Source organism: Blautia wexlerae DSM 19850, assembly GCF_025148125.1.
Classification (GTDB): Bacteria; Bacillota; Clostridia; order Lachnospirales; family Lachnospiraceae; genus Blautia_A; species Blautia_A wexlerae.
The window spans coordinates 4,093,825-4,112,603 of record NZ_CP102267.1 but is presented as its reverse complement, the minus strand read 5'-3'; the positions used below and the strand labels follow the sequence as shown (position 1 = coordinate 4,112,603).

At 43.9% G+C, this 18,779-nt stretch carries 12 protein-coding genes; 10 read left to right on the top strand and 2 right to left on the bottom strand.

What is annotated here, in order from left to right:
* Positions 1-172: 172 nt before the first annotated feature.
* The 7 genes from rpoB (at position 173) to NQ550_RS18955 (ending at position 12,204) form a co-directional block, all read left to right on the top strand.
* Entirely contained in the window at positions 173-4,033 is a 3,861-nt protein-coding gene (rpoB, locus tag NQ550_RS18985) for a DNA-directed RNA polymerase subunit beta (protein ID WP_025580227.1), read from the top strand.
* Between the two features lie 17 nt (positions 4,034-4,050).
* Positions 4,051-7,806, top strand: coding sequence for a DNA-directed RNA polymerase subunit beta' (rpoC, locus tag NQ550_RS18980; protein ID WP_025580226.1), 3,756 nt, complete (start codon positions 4,051-4,053; stop codon positions 7,804-7,806).
* Positions 7,807-8,115: 309 nt separating this feature from the next.
* The gene (locus NQ550_RS18975; RefSeq protein ID WP_025580225.1) at positions 8,116-10,023 is read left to right on the top strand and encodes a serine/threonine-protein kinase; all 1,908 of its coding nucleotides are present in this window, start codon (positions 8,116-8,118) and stop codon (positions 10,021-10,023) included.
* Positions 10,004-10,822 carry a PP2C family protein-serine/threonine phosphatase gene (locus NQ550_RS18970; protein ID WP_025580224.1) on the top strand — a complete coding sequence of 273 codons (819 nt, stop codon included), beginning with the start codon at positions 10,004-10,006 and terminating at the stop codon, positions 10,820-10,822. The genes NQ550_RS18975 and NQ550_RS18970 overlap by 20 nt, the downstream gene beginning before the upstream one ends.
* A gap of 13 nt (positions 10,823-10,835) precedes the next feature.
* Positions 10,836-11,477: a hypothetical protein gene (locus tag NQ550_RS18965; RefSeq protein WP_259838461.1), complete on the top strand. Its 642-nt coding sequence runs from the start codon at positions 10,836-10,838 to the stop codon at positions 11,475-11,477.
* Positions 11,411-12,064, top strand: a complete 654-nt coding sequence (locus NQ550_RS18960; protein ID WP_259838458.1) for a hypothetical protein — start codon at positions 11,411-11,413, stop codon at positions 12,062-12,064. The genes NQ550_RS18965 and NQ550_RS18960 overlap by 67 nt, the downstream gene beginning before the upstream one ends.
* Positions 12,064-12,204: a hypothetical protein gene (locus NQ550_RS18955; protein WP_154108133.1), complete on the top strand. Its 141-nt coding sequence runs from the start codon at positions 12,064-12,066 to the stop codon at positions 12,202-12,204. Before NQ550_RS18960 ends, NQ550_RS18955 begins: the two co-directional genes overlap by 1 nt.
* A 112-nt stretch (positions 12,205-12,316) precedes the next feature.
* On the opposite strand, the gene NQ550_RS18950 is transcribed toward NQ550_RS18955, so the two are convergent.
* Positions 12,317-13,417 (bottom strand): serine hydrolase, encoded by a 1,101-nt coding sequence (locus tag NQ550_RS18950; protein ID WP_025580220.1) that lies wholly within the window; start codon positions 13,415-13,417, stop codon positions 12,317-12,319.
* 113 nt (positions 13,418-13,530) lie between these two features.
* A complete protein-coding gene (locus tag NQ550_RS18945; protein ID WP_025580219.1) occupies positions 13,531-14,544 on the bottom strand; it encodes an N-acetylmuramoyl-L-alanine amidase in 1,014 nt (337 codons plus the stop codon).
* Positions 14,545-15,327: 783 nt separating this feature from the next.
* Here NQ550_RS18945 and rpsL point away from each other — a divergent pair.
* From rpsL to fusA, 3 genes are all read left to right on the top strand, one after another.
* Positions 15,328-15,744, top strand: coding sequence for a 30S ribosomal protein S12 (gene rpsL / locus NQ550_RS18940; protein WP_008705161.1), 417 nt, complete (start codon positions 15,328-15,330; stop codon positions 15,742-15,744).
* A gap of 224 nt (positions 15,745-15,968) precedes the next feature.
* Positions 15,969-16,439, top strand: a complete 471-nt coding sequence (gene rpsG, locus NQ550_RS18935) for a 30S ribosomal protein S7 (protein WP_020993199.1) — start codon at positions 15,969-15,971, stop codon at positions 16,437-16,439.
* Between the two features lie 71 nt (positions 16,440-16,510).
* On the top strand, positions 16,511-18,577 hold the full coding sequence (gene fusA, locus NQ550_RS18930) for an elongation factor G (RefSeq protein ID WP_044996708.1): 2,067 nt from the start codon (positions 16,511-16,513) through the stop codon (positions 18,575-18,577).
* Positions 18,578-18,779: the final 202 nt, after the last annotated feature.

Sequence of the window (18,779 nt, the reverse complement as noted above, 5' to 3'; positions counted from 1 at the left end):
ACTGTTGCAATTATTTGAAAAAATTAAAAAAATATCAAAAAAGTGATTGACAGGCGCAACTTGCTGTGCTATAGTGAAGAATGCTATATTATGGCAAGATGTGCCTTTATGTCTTTTGGCAAAAAGGGTCAAGTTATAATAAATTTAAAGAAAAAACAGGGGTGAAACGTCAATGGAAAAAAACAGAATTCGTTCTGTAAAAACTGGAAAAAGCATGCGTATGAGCTACCAGAGACAAGAAGAAGTCCTGGAAATGCCAAACCTGATCGAAGTCCAGAGGGATTCTTATAAATGGTTTCTTGATGAAGGACTTAGGGAAGTCTTTGATGATATTTCTCCGATCGCGGACTACAGCGGAAAGCTCAGCCTGGAATTCATCGACTTTACATTTGACGAGAAGGATGCGAAATATACTATCGAACAGTGTAAAGAACGTGACGCAACTTACGCCGCACCTTTGAAGGTTCGAGTGAGACTGATTAACAAAGAAACAGAGGAAATCAACGAACACGAGATTTTCATGGGAGATTTACCGATCATGACTGTTACAGGTACCTTTGTCATCAATGGTGCAGAACGAGTAATTGTCAGCCAGTTAGTACGTTCCCCTGGAATCTATTACGCAATAGCGCATGATAAACTTGGTAAGAGACTGTTCTCCAGTACTGTTATCCCGAACAGAGGTGCATGGCTGGAATATGAGACAGACTCTAATGATGTTTTCTATGTACGTGTTGACAGAACAAGAAAGGTTCCGATCACTGTTCTGATCCGAGCACTTGGTGTAGGAAGCAATGCAGAGATTATTGATCTCTTCGGTGAAGAGCCAAAGATCCTTGCAAGTTTTACAAAGGATACATCCACCAACTATCAGGAAGGTCTTCTTGAATTATACAAGAAAATCCGTCCGGGTGAGCCGCTTGCAGTTGAGAGTGCGGAGAGCCTTATCAATGCAATGTTCTTTGATCCGAGAAGATATGACCTTGCGAAAGTTGGACGTTATAAATTTAACAAGAAGCTCCACCTCAACAGAAGAATCGTTGGTCACAGACTGGCTGAGGATGTTGTTGATGCTTCTACAGGCGAAATCCTGGCAGAAGAAGGAACTGTTGTGACAAAAGAAATGGCAAATACCATCCAGAACAGCGCTGTTCCATATGTATGGATCCTTGGCGAGGAAGACCGTAGAATCAAGGTTCTTTCTAACTTAATGGTTGATATCCGCCACTATCTTCCGGAAATCGAAGATCCAAAGAGCATCGGTGTTACAGAAGCAGTATACTACCCTGTTCTCGAAAACATTCTGGAAGAAAATGATACATTAGAAGACAGGATTGCAGCAATCCACAGAGATATCCATGATCTGATCCCGAAGCATATCACAAAAGAAGACATCTTTGCTTCTATTAACTACAATATGCATCTGGAATATGGCCTTGGCAATGCCGATGATATCGACCACCTGGGCAACCGTCGTATACGTGCGGTAGGTGAGCTGCTTCAGAACCAGTACAGAATCGGTCTTTCCAGACTGGAACGTGTGGTTCGTGAGAGAATGACAACTCAGGATACAGAGAATATTTCTCCACAGTCCCTGATCAATATTAAACCTGTAACTGCAGCAGTGAAAGAGTTCTTCGGTTCTTCCCAGCTGTCACAGTTTATGGATCAGAACAACCCTCTTGGTGAGCTGACACACAAGAGACGTCTTTCCGCCCTGGGACCTGGCGGTCTGTCACGAGACAGAGCCGGATTCGAGGTTCGAGATGTCCATTACTCCCATTACGGAAGAATGTGCCCTGTCGAGACACCTGAAGGTCCTAACATCGGTCTGATCAACTCTCTTGCATCTTATGCAAGAATCAATCAGTACGGATTTATTGAGGCACCATACCGCAAGATCGACAAAGCAGATCCTAAGAATCCTCGTGTAACAGATGAGGTTGTATATATGACTGCTGATGAAGAGGATAATTACCATGTAGCACAGGCGAATGAGCCTCTGGACGAAGAAGGACATTTCATTCATAAGAATGTATCCGGCCGTTTCCGTGAAGAGACTCAGGAGTATGAGCGTCATATGTTTGATTACATGGACGTATCTCCTCGTATGGTATTCTCCGTCGCTACTGCCCTGATCCCGTTCCTGCAGAACGACGATGCCAACCGTGCGCTGATGGGATCAAACATGCAGCGTCAGGCTGTGCCGCTTCTGACAACAGAGGCTCCGGCAGTTGGTACTGGTATGGAAGTGAAGACAGCAGTTGACTCCGGTGTCTGCGTAGTTGCAAAGAAATCCGGTACTGTACTTCGTTCCACATCTACAGATATCAGCATTAAGAATGATGATGGTACAAAAGATGATTACCATCTGACTAAATATCTGAGAAGTAACCAGAGTAACTGTTATAACCAGAAACCAATCGTATTCCAGGGTGAGCACGTAGAGGCAGGACAGGTTATCGCAGATGGTCCTTCCACAGCAAACGGAGAACTTGCTCTTGGTAAGAACCCGCTGATCGGATTCATGACATGGGAAGGTTATAACTACGAGGATGCGGTACTCCTCAGTGAAAGACTTGTTATGGACGATGTTTATACATCTGTTCATATTGAAGAATATGAATGTGAAGCCCGTGATACCAAACTGGGACCGGAAGAGATCACACGTGATGTTCCTGGCGTGGGTGATGACGCTCTGAAGGATCTGGATGAGCGTGGTATTATCCGTATCGGTGCTGAAGTACGTGCCGGCGATATCCTTGTTGGTAAAGTTACTCCTAAGGGAGAGACAGAGCTTACGGCAGAAGAGAGACTTCTTCGTGCGATCTTTGGTGAGAAAGCACGTGAAGTACGTGATACTTCTCTGAAAGTACCTCACGGTGAATACGGTATTATCGTAGATGCCAAGGTATTTACAAGAGAGAACGGCGATGAGATGTCACCTGGTGTTAACCAGTCCGTACGTATCTACATCGCACAGAAGAGAAAGATTTCCGTTGGTGATAAGATGGCCGGACGTCATGGTAACAAGGGTGTTGTTTCCCGTGTACTTCCTGTTGAAGATATGCCATTCCTTCCGAACGGACGTCCTCTTGATATCGTGCTGAATCCTCTGGGTGTGCCTTCCCGAATGAATATCGGACAGGTCCTGGAGATTCACTTAAGTCTTGCTGCGAAAGCACTTGGATTCAACGTTGCAACTCCTATTTTCCAGGGTGCAAACGAGCATGATATCCAGGATACACTGGAACTTGCAAACGACTATGTAAACACAGAAGACTTTGAAGAGTTCCGCGAGAAATACAAAGACATTTTAGCACCGGATGTAATGCAGTATCTGGATGAGAACAAAGCCCACAGAGCACTGTGGAAGGGTGTTCCGATCTCCAGAGACGGTAAAGTGCGTCTGCGTGACGGCCGTACAGGAGAGTACTTCGACAGTCCTGTAACAATTGGTCACATGCACTATCTGAAGCTGCACCATCTGGTTGATGATAAGATCCATGCACGTTCTACAGGTCCTTACTCTCTGGTAACACAGCAGCCACTGGGTGGTAAAGCACAGTTCGGTGGACAGCGTTTCGGTGAGATGGAGGTTTGGGCACTGGAAGCATACGGTGCATCTTACACACTGCAGGAAATCCTGACAGTAAAATCCGATGATGTTGTTGGACGTGTTAAGACATACGAAGCAATCATCAAGGGTGACAATATTCCTGAGCCGGGTATTCCGGAATCCTTCAAGGTTCTCTTAAAAGAACTTCAGTCTCTTGGTCTGGATGTGAAGGTACTCAAGGATGACAATACAGAAGTACATCTTCTTGAATCTGTAGATTACGGTGACACAGACCTTCGTTCTGTCATCGAGGGAGATTCCAGAAGACATCACGACAGAGAAGAAGACTACGGCAAACATGGCTATACAAAGCAGGAGTTTGACGGAGAAGAACTCGTTGACATTGACGAGGATGAAGATGAGGATGACTTCATTGAGCTGGATGAGGCTCTTGAAGACAATGACGAAGAGTAAGAAAGGGGAAAGAATACATGGCAGAAACAACTAACGCCAATGAAACATATCAGCCAATGACTTTCGATGCCATCAAAATCGGACTGGCGTCCCCTGAGAAAATCAGAGAGTGGTCAAGAGGCGAGGTTTTAAAACCTGAGACCATCAACTACCGTACCTTAAAGCCGGAGAAAGACGGACTTTTCTGTGAAAGAATCTTTGGACCGAGCAAGGACTGGGAGTGCCACTGTGGAAAGTACAAAAAGATTCGCTATAAAGGCGTTGTCTGCGACAGATGTGGTGTAGAAGTTACCAAATCCTCTGTACGTAGAGAGCGTATGGGACATATCGAGCTGGCTGCTCCGGTATCCCACATCTGGTATTTCAAAGGAATTCCGTCCCGTATGGGACTGATCCTTGACATTTCTCCGAGAACTCTGGAGAAAGTTCTTTACTTTGCTAACTATATCGTACTGGATCCGGCTAATTCCGGACTCCAGTACAAACAGGTACTTACAGAGAGAGAATATCAGGATGCACGTGAGGCTTATGGATATGATTTCCGCGTAGGTATGGGTGCAGAATCCATCAAAGAGCTTCTTGAGGCAATTGATCTTGAGAAAGATTCTGTTGAACTGAAAAAAGAATTAAAAGATGCTACAGGCCAGAAACGTGCCAGAATCATCAAACGTCTGGAAGTTGTAGAATCCTTCCGCGAGTCAGGAAACCGTCCTGAGTGGATGATCATGACAGTGATCCCTGTAATCCCGCCGGATCTTCGTCCTATGGTTCAGCTGGATGGAGGACGTTTCGCTACATCTGACTTAAATGACCTTTACAGAAGAATCATCAACCGTAACAACCGTCTGAAGAGACTTCTGGAATTAGGCGCACCGGATATTATCGTTCGTAACGAGAAACGTATGCTTCAGGAAGCTGTTGATGCCCTGATCGACAACGGTCGTCGCGGACGTCCTGTAACAGGTCCTGGAAACAGAGCCCTGAAATCCCTTTCTGATATGCTGAAAGGTAAATCCGGACGTTTCCGTCAGAACCTTCTCGGTAAACGAGTTGACTATTCCGGACGTTCCGTTATCGTTGTAGGACCGGAACTTAAGATTTATCAGTGTGGTCTTCCGAAAGAGATGGCCATTGAGCTGTTCAAACCTTTCGTTATGAAAGAGCTTGTTGCCAACGGAACTTCACACAACATTAAGAACGCCAAGAAAATGGTTGAGAAGCTGGAGCCTGCTGTATGGGATGTTCTGGAGGATGTTATCAAAGAACATCCGGTTATGCTGAACCGAGCACCTACACTGCATCGTCTTGGTATCCAGGCATTCGAACCGATCCTTGTAGAAGGTAAAGCGATCAAACTGCATCCGCTGGTTTGTACCGCATTCAACGCTGACTTCGATGGTGACCAGATGGCCGTACATCTTCCGCTTTCACAGGAAGCACAGGCAGAGTGCCGTTTCCTTCTGTTATCACCGAACAACCTGCTGAAACCTTCTGATGGTGGTCCTGTAGCCGTTCCTTCACAGGATATGGTACTTGGTATCTACTATCTGACTCAGGAAAGACCTGGAAACAAGGGTGAAGGCAAGTTCTTCAAGAGCGTAAACGAAGCAATCCTTGCTTATGAGAATAAAGTAATCACACTGCAGTCCAGAATCCATGTTCGCTGCAGCAAGACAATGCCGGACGGATCCGTTCTGACCGGTACAGTAGAATCTACACTTGGACGTTTCCTGTTTAACGAAATCCTTCCACAGGATCTTGGTTTCGTAGACAGAAGTGTTCCGGGAAATGAACTTCTTCTTGAGGTTGACTTCCTGGTAGCCAAGAAACAGCTGAAACAGATTCTTGAAAAAGTTATCAATACTCACGGTGCTACAAAGACTGCTGAGGTTCTTGATGCGATCAAAGCTACAGGTTACAAATATTCCACACGTGCAGCCATGACTGTTGCCATTGCCGATATGACAGTTCCGCCTCAGAAACCGGAAATGATCAAACAGGCTCAGGATACTGTAGACCTTATCACAAAGAACTATAAACGTGGTCTTATCACCGAGGAAGAGCGTTACAAAGAAGTTGTTGATACATGGAAGAAGACTGACGATGAGCTTACACATGCTCTGCTGACCGGTCTTGATAAATACAACAACATCTTCATGATGGCTGACTCCGGTGCCCGTGGTTCCGATAAACAGATCAAACAGCTTGCAGGTATGCGAGGACTGATGGCCGATACAACCGGTCACACCATCGAGCTGCCTATCAAGTCAAACTTCCGTGAAGGTCTTGACGTACTGGAATACTTCATGTCTGCACATGGAGCACGTAAAGGTATGTCCGATACAGCTCTTCGTACAGCCGATTCAGGTTACCTGACAAGACGTATGGTTGACGTTTCTCAGGATCTGATCGTACGTGAGACAGACTGCTGTGAAAACAGAGATGAGATCTCAGGTATGTATGTAGAATCTTTTGTAGATGGTAAAGAAGAGATCGAAGGACTTCAGGAGCGTATCACAGGTCGTTTCTCCTGTGAGACAATTAAGAATAAAGATGGCGAAGTTATCGTAAAAGCCAACCATATGATCACACCGAAACGTGCTGCCCGCATCATGAAAGAAGGCGTGGACAACCAGACAGGCGGATCTATCGAGAAAGTTAAGATCCGTACAATCCTTACATGTAAATGTAAAGTTGGTATCTGTGCGAAATGTTACGGTGCGAACCTTGCAACCGGCGAGCCGGTACAGGTTGGTGAATCTGTCGGTATCATCGCTGCTCAGTCTATCGGTGAGCCAGGTACACAGCTTACCATGCGTACTTTCCACAGTGGTGGTGTTGCCGGTGGAGATATCACACAGGGTCTTCCTCGTGTCGAGGAGCTTTTTGAGGCAAGAAAGCCGAAAGGTCTTGCCATCATCACAGAGATTCCTGGTGTTGCTGTTATCAATGACACTAAGAAGAAACGTGAAGTTATCGTTACAGATCAGGAAATAGGAGAATCCAAGACTTACCTTATTCCATACGGATCCCGTATCAAGATCACAGACGGACAGATCCTTGAAGCAGGTGATGAACTTACAGAAGGTAGCGTAAATCCGCATGATATCCTGAGAATTAAGGGTGTACGTGCAGTTCAGGATTATATGATCCGTGAAGTACAGCGTGTATATCGTCTCCAGGGTGTTGAGATCAGCGATAAGCATATCGAAGTTATTGTTCGTCAGATGCTGAAGAAAATCCGTATCGAAGATAACGGGGATACAGAATTCCTTCCTGGAACACTGGTTGACTTCCTTGAATACGAGGACGTTAACGAGCAGATGGAAAAAGAAGGCAAACAGCCTGCAGATGGAAAACAGGTTATGCTTGGTATTACCAAGGCATCTCTTGCTACAAACTCCTTCCTGTCAGCCGCTTCCTTCCAGGAAACAACTAAAGTTCTGACTGAAGCCGCTATCAAGGGTAAAGTTGACCCGCTGATCGGTCTGAAAGAGAACGTAATCATCGGTAAACTGATTCCTGCAGGTACCGGTATGAAACGCTACAGAGATGTAAGACTCAACAGCACAATGCCTGAACCGGAAGTAAAGGTTGAAGATATAGCCGAAGAACTTACGGAAGATGAAGAAATCAAAGATGATGAGATGATCACAATGGATGAAGAACTTCCGGAAGACGAAGAATTCGATGTTGAAGAATCTGATGAAGAAGAGGCTGCTGAAGACGAAGCTGATGATCAGGCTTCAGACGATGCAGAAGACAACGAATGATTCAACGGAGTAGATAACTTATCCGGACTGATTTGATATGAATTCACAAGAGAACTATCTGTGCCGACAGATTTTGCCGGCGAGGTAGTTCTCTTTTATTTTCCGGAACATTCCATTGCCGAAAAAAGAGAAAAATACAAAGAAACTGCTTTTTGTGTTATAATACCAGTACATTATGAGCAGGTAATGAACTGTGAAGTATTTTTACAGTTATGATAAATATACATTTTTGTTTCCGGTAACAGCTTGTAAAAAGCATTGACCGGGACAGGGAAGGAAATAGAAATTGAACAGAAATGGAGGTGCAATATGGATAAAGAACTTCCGGTTTCAGCATGGCCGGAATGGAAAATCATAGAGAAAATCGGCGAAGGCTCTTTTGGAAAGGTGTATAAGGCACAGAGAACAGAACGTGGAAAATCTTTCTATTCTGCTATCAAGATCATCAATATACCCGGAAGCCAGAGCGAGTTGAACAGCGTACGTTCTGAAACAGGGGATGAGCAGTCCACAAGACAGTATTTTCAGAATCTGGTTGAGGAATGTATTCAGGAAATCAGTACCATGGAATACTTTCGAGGAAACTCTTACATTGTCTCTGTAGAAGATTTTAAGGTTATGGAATATCTGGATGTCATTGGATGGGAGATTTCCATAAGGATGGAATATCTGACAAGTTTTATGGATTACTGTGCGGAAAAGCAGCTTACTGAGAAAGAGGTAATAAAGCTGGGAATGGATTTGAGTAAGGCACTGGAATATTGCCGGAAACTTAAGATCATTCACAGGGATATCAAGCCGGAGAATATTTTTGTATCCAGATTTGGCGATTTTAAGCTTGGAGATTTCGGAATTGCACGTGAACTTGAGCGAACCATGAGCGGATTTTCCAAGAAAGGTACTTACTCTTATATGGCGCCTGAGATGTATAAAGGTGAGAAATATGACAGCAGGGTAGATATTTATTCTCTTGGGATTGTGCTGTACAGGCTGGTGAATCATAACAGACTGCCATTTATGAGTCTGGAAAAACAGTTTATCACTTACAGGGATAAGGAAAATGCATTAAATAAGCGTGTTGCAGGAGAGCAGATGAGTGCACCTGTGGATGCAGGAACACAGTTTGCCCGTATTATCATGAAGGCCTGTGCTTATGATCCTGCACAGAGATATCAGACACCGGAGGAGCTTTATAGTGCGTTGGATGATCTGAAAAATGGAAGATCTGGCAGAATCCGGCAGTTACAAAACGGTGTTCAGAAAGCAGGAACGGATAAAACAGAATCATATAGTGCAATTGCACAGAACGGCAGAGCAGCACAGAATGTTACATCAGATGCTGAAAATGTACGAAAAAGTACAGTGCAGAATACGTCGGTACAGAATACCCAGGGAAATAAAAAAACATCAGATTTTCAGAATACTGCAAAAAGAAAACGTGCTGTAAACAATGTTCCGGCGAGCGGCTTTACAGATAAAGAAACAATGTCAGTTGTAGCAGAACAGAAAATACAGCCACAGGAAACGCCATCAGAAACAGTTGCGATAAGATCTGCGCGTGCTGTGGAAGCCAGAAAGCGAAGACGCAGGAAGAAACAGCTGCTGCGCAGGGCATTGCTTGCAATTGTGGCAGGTACAGCGATACTTATGATGGCCGCCGTCTATTACAGAGTAAGTACAGATCATGCTCAGGAAGGACAGGAGGATAATCCGATCGCAATTCTGGATGATGAGAAATACAGCTCCACAAAATCCGGATCCAAAGATTTCTCCAAGGCTCTGGATACGATCAAGGAGCAGGCAACAACTATCACAGATAATCTGAACAGTTACGACTGGGTTGGAACAGAAGGAGCTGTTCTGCGATATCTGAGAAGGGTAAAGACCACTCAGCAGGCAGATGGAAATCTGGATATTGAGAGTGAATGCATGAAAGCTCTGGTCTATCCGGCAGAATCCGGAGATGGAGTTTATGAAGAATATTTCTACTGGGGAGAGAAGTTATTCTTTGCATATATCTGGTATGATGAAACTTCAGAATATTATTATTATAACGACGGCGAACTGATAAGATGGATCGATTCCAATGGAAAGTGTCACGATAACGAAAAAGATAATGAGGAATTCGTGAAACGTGGCGAGAAATACTGGAACAATTCATTGAAAGCATTGAAGGGAGAAGGAACAAAGACAGATAATGGCAATGTATCAGATTGAATGTGCATATACCTGCCATACAGGAAATATCCGGGCAAATAATGAAGATAATTTCTGGTGTTTTGGGGAATCCCTTCCGGTGAACAATGAAGGAACAAAGGGTATCTGCTCAAAGATTATTTCGGGTAACAGAGCACCGGCAATGGCGGTATTTGACGGTATGGGAGGAGAAAGCTGCGGCGAGATTGCAGCCTTTCTTGCATCAGAAGAATTTGGAAAATTTTATAATGCGAATAAAAGAATGCTGAGGGATATGCCGGAAGATTTTATAGACGATGTATGTGAGAAGATGAATCAGGCAGTATGCAGATATGGAACAGATCATCATATTTGGAGCATGGGAAGCACAATGGCAATGCTCCTCTTTACACCAGAGTCTATGTTTGCCTGCAATCTTGGGGACAGCAGGATTTATTTTATGGATGGCGGTAAGCTTCAGCAGATTTCCACAGACCATGTTTTTGGTGGTACGGCAGTTGGGAAAGCCCCGTTAACCCAGTATCTTGGACTTCCTGAAGAGCTGCAGAGACTGGAACCTTCTGTGACAGAAATCGAGCATAAGGAGGGATACAGATATCTTCTGTGTTCAGATGGAGTAACAGATATGCTTTCGGACAGTGAGATAGAGGCGATTCTGTCACAGGATATGGAAATCCCGGAGATTGTAAATGATCTTCTTAAAAATGCTCTCCAAAAAGGTGGGAGAGATAATGTGACGATCGTGCTCTGTGAAGTACAGAAGCTGGATACAGTCCGCAGAATGAAAGAATGGATGAAAAATCTGAAAGATAAAAAATGAGAGGTGGGGCAGCATGAAGAACCGTATGCAGGATCTGGATTTTGAACAGAATGTTGCGTTTGATAAAGTACAGGAGTATGAATTTACCAGAAGGGCGGCACAGAGATTTCGGCAGGTGGTAAGCCTGGACAGTTTTGAAGACGAAGATGCGGATGTTATTTTCCACTATTTATATAAAGAGATGGAACTGGTGTCCTTTGGCGACCATCTGAAGAGATATATTTATGAAAGGGCAGAGCTGGAAGAACCCTTCTCGGAGGTTCCACAGGAAGTGTATAAGGAGATCGTAGTAGATTCCTTTAAGGAAACCTATACGCCCAAATCTATGAATCCTACCTCTACCAAGTTGTCGGCACTGGTGAATAACTGGCTGAATCAGGCATCTGTAAAAAGAGAAACTGTTTTTCTTCTGGGGTTTGGGTTGAAAATGACCACAGAGGATGTGTCGGATTTCCTGACAAGAGTACTGAAAGAACAGGATTTTGATTTTTACAATCCGGACGAGGTGATCTACTGGTATTGTTACAGTACGCAGCAGGGTTATCATAAAGCAGAGGAATTGAAAAAAAATATGAGATACTCGCTCCTGTGGAAGTGGAAAATACTCAGGTTTTATACGGAAGCAACCTGTGCCTTGATACGGAGGAGAAACTGATCGATTATCTTGCCCGACTGAAATCAAAAAGAGTAGATCCCATATCTGAGAAAAGTCAGGCATTTCAGGAGTTTACAAAGCTTTTATATCATGCGAAGCAGATTATTGCCGGACTGTATCAGCATGATGAAGAGGAAAAAGGTGGGGATAAGGTGTGGACAGCAGAAAGAATTACACCTTCTGATGTGGAAAAAGTAATCTGCAGCGGAATCCCCATCAACAAAATGGGCAATCTGAAGAAAATGTCTGCCTCCATTCTGGCAAAGCATTTCAGCCAGAAGCGTTTCAGCAGGCAGAGGATTACAAATATTTTAAGCCACAAACTCCCGGTGGAGCGCTTTGACCTGATCACACTGGAATTCTTTATCGTATCCCAGGAAATGGAGGATGATGATCCTTTTAACAGATACAAGCATTTTCTGGATGAGATTCAGGATATTCTGCTTCGATGTGGAATGGGAGAGATATACATAGTAAATCCATACGAATGTTTCCTTCTCATGTGCCTTCTCACAGACTGTCCGCTGGCAGTATTTTCGGAGATATGGGAGAAGTCCTATGAAGAGGGGGAAGCTGAAGAGGCATAATGGTATCAACAATTGTACAGCCGGTGCCGGATATGGCACGAAAGGCTGTGGAACTTTTATTAAAGAAAATAAAAGGGGAAGAGATTGAGACATTGACGATTCTTCCTGTTGAATTTGCAGAAGGAGGCACAACCCGTTAAGGGATGTGCCTCCTTCTTTTAACCGAATCAAGTAAGTCCCCTGCGTAGGTTGCGAATATCTGTCTGATTTATGACAATTATCTGGATAGACTGTAGATTCAGAAGAGTGTGTTTATTCATTATAGTATCCGTAGATAGCACGTGCATCTGCAGCAATGGTGCTTTGGGCTGCACCGGTATCAGTAAGATCCTGTGACATAAAGCATACTACAAGATCAATTCCTTTGGCTGTATCATAGATGATCGCTGCATCATTTTCTACAGTGTCAAGTTCGCCGGTCTTATTGGCAGTACCGACGCCTTCTGGAAGTTGTGCAGGGATCTTGTTTTTACGCTGCTGCATTTTTAAGTGATAATACATTGCATCTGCGTTTGGAAGGGTAGAAGCGGGAAGGGTTCCATTGACAGTCTGGTATATCTGCTTTAAAAAGGTTCCACAGTCTTTGACGGATGTATAGTTGTCGCCGTTTTCTTTACCTGCGAGAAGCAGGCGGTTCATCTGGGTGCTGGTGAAACCATGTTCCTGGCAGAAGCCATTTACTTTTGCCATGCCTGCAGAGTCATCGCCGTTTCCAAGCCAGTTTACCAGAGTGTTGGCAGCATCATTATCACTGACAGTGATCATGGCTGAAATATTACTGTCAATTTCGTCTCCGTTGTGAGACTGGGAGAGGGTATCGTAGTTTTCGTATACAGCTCCCATAATATACAGTTTGATCAGGCTTGCTGCCTGCATGGGAGTATCGTTGATCATGCCTTCAGAATCTTTCGACAGGTTGCAGACATAGACGGACCAGGTTCCGTTATCAGCCGGCAGCAGGGACTGTACCTGTTTCAGGAGATTGTCCATGCTGGAATCAGTGTTGTCGGTAAATGTGTTGTTGGAGGAAGGGGAAAGTGTTCCGTTCTGTTGTTCGGGTTCTGAAGATGGTTCAGCGGATTCTGACTGTGCAGGAGATGTTTCTCCGGTGGCTGCCTTGACAGAACTTTCCTGTTCTCTTAATTCATCTAACTGATCTGCCTGACTGATAAGGGTATTTGCATCAGTGGAAATCTCCTCTACGGTTTTGGAGAGTGTCTGTACTTTTTGCTGTAGTGTGACGAGATGGTTCAGTGATAAAAATGAAACAGCTGCCAGTGCAATCACTGCAACAGTCAGTATGCCGATCACTATATAGAGAAAAATAGGTTTTTCATTTGGCTTTTTATTCATTGCGGTTTTCCTTTCGTAATTATTATTGTAATCAGGATTGCGGGAACTGCGAAGCTGCGTAACAATCCGCAGATATCAAGTCAGGGGCAAAATGCTTTTTGACACTTACATCATCATGATGCAAAGTAGCTGTCAATGCCATTTGCGATTCCCTGTACCATTGTTTTCTGGAATTCTGCGTCATTCATTTTCAGATCGTCATTCTGGCTTGTCATAAATCCCATTTCAAGGATCGTAACAGGAACAGTGCTCCAGTTAATTCCTGTCATTGTGTCAGTGTACTGGATTCCAAGGTTCTGAAAACCTGTTGCAGCACAGTAGGAATCGATGATGCACCGGGATAATCGATCAGACTGTTCAAACAGTTGTGGGATATAAGGGTTATTCTGAGAGGGCGACATGGTCAGTGCTCCTGATGCAGTATGGGAATCATCGCCGTTTGCATGGATGCGGACATAAATCTCTGCGCCTTGTGCAGCAGCATATTGTGCGCGTTCCATGTTGCTGATGGCTGTTTCATTGTCTGTTCGTGTCATGACTACCTGATAGCCTCTCTGTTCCAGTTCATCCTTTAGTTGAAGAGAGACCTCCAGATTGAGCTGGTATTCGGGAACACCACTGTAGGTTCCCTGAGTTCCGCTGGTACATTTTGCTTTCATTTCAGAAGAACCGGGACCGTTGGGCTCCGGGGCACTCATATCCACGGACTCACTCTGATGCCCTGGATCGATTCCTATTATATGTCCGCCTGTTTCGGCATCGGAGGAGAAAACGCCGGCACTGGAATCAGAAGAGGCGCTGGTGCTGTTCTGGCTGAATACAGAAGGCTTTGATGAAGATTCTTCCGGGATTTCAGCTTTTTCTTTTGTTTTCTTCTGTGTGGCTGTCTGTTGTTTTTGTTTCATGCGATTGATATTTGACTGGACTGTGTCTATGGCGGTAGTGTACTTGTCTACTGCCTGTTTGACTTCGTCGTGTTTTGCAGTGATCTGTTCGGAGATTGTGTCGACTTCTTTTTCGGTAGAGAGGATCTGGTGCAGTGTGGTCCTGTTAAAGAAGATCAGGGCTATGATGCACAGGAGTCCTGTCAGAAACAGAAGGATGCTGATCATGCTGGGTTTCTTCATATATTATAGTGTCCTTTCCTGAGTTTATAGAATGTTATAGTGTGTCTGCAAGTTGATTTGCCTGCTTTGGTTGTTATTATAATAAAAGGGAGGGGGAAATGCAATTGTTAGTGAAGGGGACGCGCCGGATAATATTTATTTTGTGTGCGGTTTCGGACGCTAAGAGATATTATAGCAGTTCTAGTAAATAATGCATCTTAATCCAGCCCATCAGAGTGTGAAATCCTGCGTCAGATATCTTTGCCGTGCGTTAGCACGCCTGCAGATATCTTCCTTGTCTTTCGCACTCTGCTGAACTGTCTTAAATGCATTATTTACTAGGACTGCTATAAATCTGCAGAAATCTGCTAAAAGCATGAGCAGCCCTCTCAAACTCGCTACGTTGCAAACTTCGCTCAAACACGTGAGACGGTCTGCTCATAACGCAGATTTCTGCAGATTAAGTATCTCTAAGCATCCTGCAAATGCACACAAAATAAATATTATCCGGCGCTGGGATTCGCGGTGGGGAAGTGGCAGTAAAGTGGTTGGAGGGGGAGCATATTGTCAGATAAGTTTAATATGGTGATGTAGTGTATGAGGAAAGGATTTTTTGGTTATGATAAAAATATGAAAAAATACTGTAAAATTCAGGAGAAATGCCTTGACAGTGTGAGTTTTACGGGATATAATGAGCAAGCGTGCAAAAGGAACGTTTAATTTTTTTGTGCGTAATTACACGAATAGCAACCGCAAGGCCCCATAGAAAAATCTATGGAGAAATAAATCGGGAGGTGAAATGGAATGCCAACATTCAACCAGTTAGTAAGAAAAGGACGCCAGACATCTGTAAAGAAATCTACAGCTCCGGCTCTCCAGAAAACATTCAACTCTTTAAGAAAGAAAGCAGTTGAACAGTCTGCACCACAGAAACGTGGCGTTTGTACAGCAGTTAAGACTGCAACTCCTAAGAAGCCTAACTCAGCTCTTAGAAAAATCGCCAGAGTTCGTCTTTCCAACGGAATCGAAGTAACAAGCTACATCCCAGGAGAAGGTCACAACCTTCAGGAGCATAGCGTTGTTCTTATCCGTGGTGGAAGGGTTAAGGACTTACCTGGTACAAGATACCACATCATCAGAGGTACTCTTGATACTGCAGGTGTTGCTAACAGAAAACAGGCCCGTTCTAAATACGGCGCTAAGAGACCGAAAAAGAAATAATTCTAAAAAGGTTTCATAAGAATTTTAAGAGCTGATCCTATTGTTTGGGACAGCAGGAATTAATCAATCGAAAATTCACGGAAGACTAGAACTATGAATTTGTACGGTATTCCATATACCCTGCCGGTTGCGGGTTAAATATAGGACCTTACCAGTGCGAACATGCAATAGTTATCTGCGTGAGTACCGATGATTTAATCACAATGATTAAGGAGGGAAGTAACGTGCCACGTAAAGGACATACTCAGAAAAGAGACGTTCTGGCAGATCCAATGTACAACAATAAAGTGGTTACCAAACTTATCAATAACATCATGTTAGACGGTAAGAAAGGTGTAGCACAGAAAATTGTTTACGGTGCATTCGCCAGAATCGAAGAAAAAGCTGGTAAACCAGCACTTGAAGTTTTCGAAGAGGCTATGAACAACATCATGCCACTTCTTGAAGTAAAAGCTAGACGTATCGGTGGTGCTACTTATCAGGTTCCGATCGAGGTAAGAGCAGACAGACGTCAGGCACTGGCTCTTCGCTGGTTAACAATGTTCTCTCGTAAAAGAGGCGAGAAAACAATGGAAGAAAGACTTGCAAATGAGCTTTTAGATGCAATGAACAACACAGGTGCATCCGTTAAGAGAAAAGAAGACATGCACAAGATGGCTGAGGCAAATAAAGCATTTGCTCACTATCGCTTCTAATATAGGAGGAAAATCCATTGGCTAAAGAGGGAAGAGAATATCCATTAGAGCGTACCAGAAATATTGGTATTATGGCTCATATCGATGCGGGTAAAACAACTCTTACAGAACGTATCCTGTATTATACAGGTGTCAACTATAAGATTGGTGATACTCATGAAGGTACTGCTACCATGGACTGGATGGAACAGGAGCAGGAGAGAGGTATCACAATCACTTCAGCGGCTACAACATGTCACTGGACTCTGGAAGAGAACTGCAAACCGAAGCCAGGTGCTCTGGAACATCGTATCAACATCATTGATACCCCAGGTCACGTTGACTTCACAGTAGAAGTTGAGCGTTCTCTTCGTGTACTTGACGGTGCTGTCGGCGTTTTCTGTGCTAAGGGTGGTGTTGAACCGCAGTCTGAAAACGTATGGCGTCAGGCCGACACTTACAATGTACCACGTATGGCATTCATCAACAAGATGGATATCCTTGGTGCAAACTTCTACGGTGCAGTAGAGCAGATCAAGACTCGTCTTGGTAAAAACGCAATCTGCTTACAGCTGCCAATCGGAAAAGAAGATGATTTCAAAGGAATCATTGACTTATTCGAAATGAAAGCTTACATCTACAACGATGAAAAAGGTGATGACATCTCCATCGTTGATATTCCTGAAGACATGAAGGAAGATGCTGAGCTTTATCATACAGAGCTCATTGAGAAAATCTGTGAGCTTGATGACGACTTAATGATGGAATATCTTGACGGTGAAGAACCAACTGTTGAGAGACTGAAAGCAACATTAAGAAAAGCGACATGCGAGTGTACAGCTGTTCCGGTTTGCTGTGGTTCTGCTTACAGAAACAAAGGTGTTCAGAAGCTTCTTGATGCTATCCTTGAGTATATGCCGGCTCCTACAGACATTCCTCCAATCCAGGGAACTGATCTGGACGGTAACGAAGTAGTGAGACATTCTTCTGATGAAGAACCATTCTCAGCTCTGGCATTTAAGATCATGACAGACCCATTCGTTGGTAAACTTGCATATTTCCGTGTATACTCCGGTACAATGAATTCCGGTTCTTATGTACTTAACGCTACTAAGGACAAGAAAGAACGTGTTGGACGTATCCTTCAGATGCATGCTAACAAACGTATGGAACTTGATAAAGTATATTCCGGTGATATCGCTGCAGCAATCGGATTTAAATTCACAACAACTGGTGATACAATCTGTGACGAGCAGCATCCGGTAATCCTGGAGTCCATGGAATTCCCAGAACCAGTTATCGAGCTAGCTATCGAGCCTAAGACTAAAGCTGGACAGGGTAAACTTGGTGAAGCTCTTGCAAAACTTGCAGAAGAAGACCCGACATTCCGTGCACATACAGATCAGGAAACAGGACAGACCATTATCGCTGGTATGGGTGAGCTTCATCTGGATATCATCGTTGACCGTCTCCTTCGTGAATTCAAGGTAGAGGCTAACGTAGGTGCTCCTCAGGTTGCTTACAAAGAAACAATCACCAAACCTGTTGATGTAGACAGCAAGTATGCAAAACAGTCCGGTGGTCGTGGACAGTATGGTCACTGTAAAGTTAAATTCCAGCCTATGGATGCCAACGGAGAAGAACTGTACAAGTTCGAATCCACAGTTGTTGGTGGTGCTATTCCGAAGGAATACATCCCTGCAGTTGGCGAAGGTATCGAAGAGGCTATGAAAGCCGGTATCCTTGGCGGATTCCCAGTAGTCGGCGTATATGCTAACGTATATGATGGTTCTTACCATGAAGTCGACTCTTCTGAAATGGCATTCCATATTGCAGGTTCTCTTGCATTCAAGGATGCTATGCAGAAAGCAGCTCCTGTACTTCTTGAGCCGATCATGAAGGTAGAGGTTACAACACCTGAAGATTACATGGGTGATGTAATCGGTGATATCAACTCCCGTCGTGGACGTATCGAAGGTATGGAAGATATCGGCGGTGGTAAGATGATCCGCGGATATGTACCGCTTTCCGAAATGTTCGGATATGCTACAGACCTTCGTTCCAGAACACAGGGACGTGGTAACTACTCTATGTTCTTTGAGAAATATGAGCAGGTTCCGAAGTCTGTACAGGAAAAAATCCTTTCTAAGAAAGACTGATAATTATTGATCATCTGCAGTCTGCCGGTGTTTAAAGCCGGCAGGGTGTAGGAGATATAAAGTTACTGTTCACTATGTTCTCAGTAATGTGTGAACTGTAATGATACAACAATTGATAATAATACACTGTTTATAGTGTGAAACTTATCAAATTGTATAAAATGCTTGCAAATATTCCGGTTATGCAATATAATCAAGGATA

Excerpts from the sequence above, each read along its gene's own strand:
- rpoB (WP_025580227.1), top strand. The coding sequence starts at position 173 with ATGGAAAAAAACAGAATTCGTTCTGTAAAAACTGGAAAAAGCATGCGT.
- rpoC (WP_025580226.1), top strand. The coding sequence starts at position 4,051 with ATGGCAGAAACAACTAACGCCAATGAAACATATCAGCCAATGACTTTC.
- NQ550_RS18975 (WP_025580225.1), top strand. The coding sequence starts at position 8,116 with ATGGATAAAGAACTTCCGGTTTCAGCATGGCCGGAATGGAAAATCATA.
- NQ550_RS18970 (WP_025580224.1), top strand. The coding sequence starts at position 10,004 with ATGGCAATGTATCAGATTGAATGTGCATATACCTGCCATACAGGAAAT.
- NQ550_RS18965 (WP_259838461.1), top strand. The coding sequence starts at position 10,836 with ATGAAGAACCGTATGCAGGATCTGGATTTTGAACAGAATGTTGCGTTT.
- NQ550_RS18955 (WP_154108133.1), top strand. The coding sequence starts at position 12,064 with ATGGTATCAACAATTGTACAGCCGGTGCCGGATATGGCACGAAAGGCT.
- NQ550_RS18950 (WP_025580220.1), bottom strand. The coding sequence starts at position 13,417 with ATGAATAAAAAGCCAAATGAAAAACCTATTTTTCTCTATATAGTGATC.
- NQ550_RS18945 (WP_025580219.1), bottom strand. The coding sequence starts at position 14,544 with ATGAAGAAACCCAGCATGATCAGCATCCTTCTGTTTCTGACAGGACTC.
- rpsL (WP_008705161.1), top strand. The coding sequence starts at position 15,328 with ATGCCAACATTCAACCAGTTAGTAAGAAAAGGACGCCAGACATCTGTA.
- fusA (WP_044996708.1), top strand. The coding sequence starts at position 16,511 with ATGGCTCATATCGATGCGGGTAAAACAACTCTTACAGAACGTATCCTG.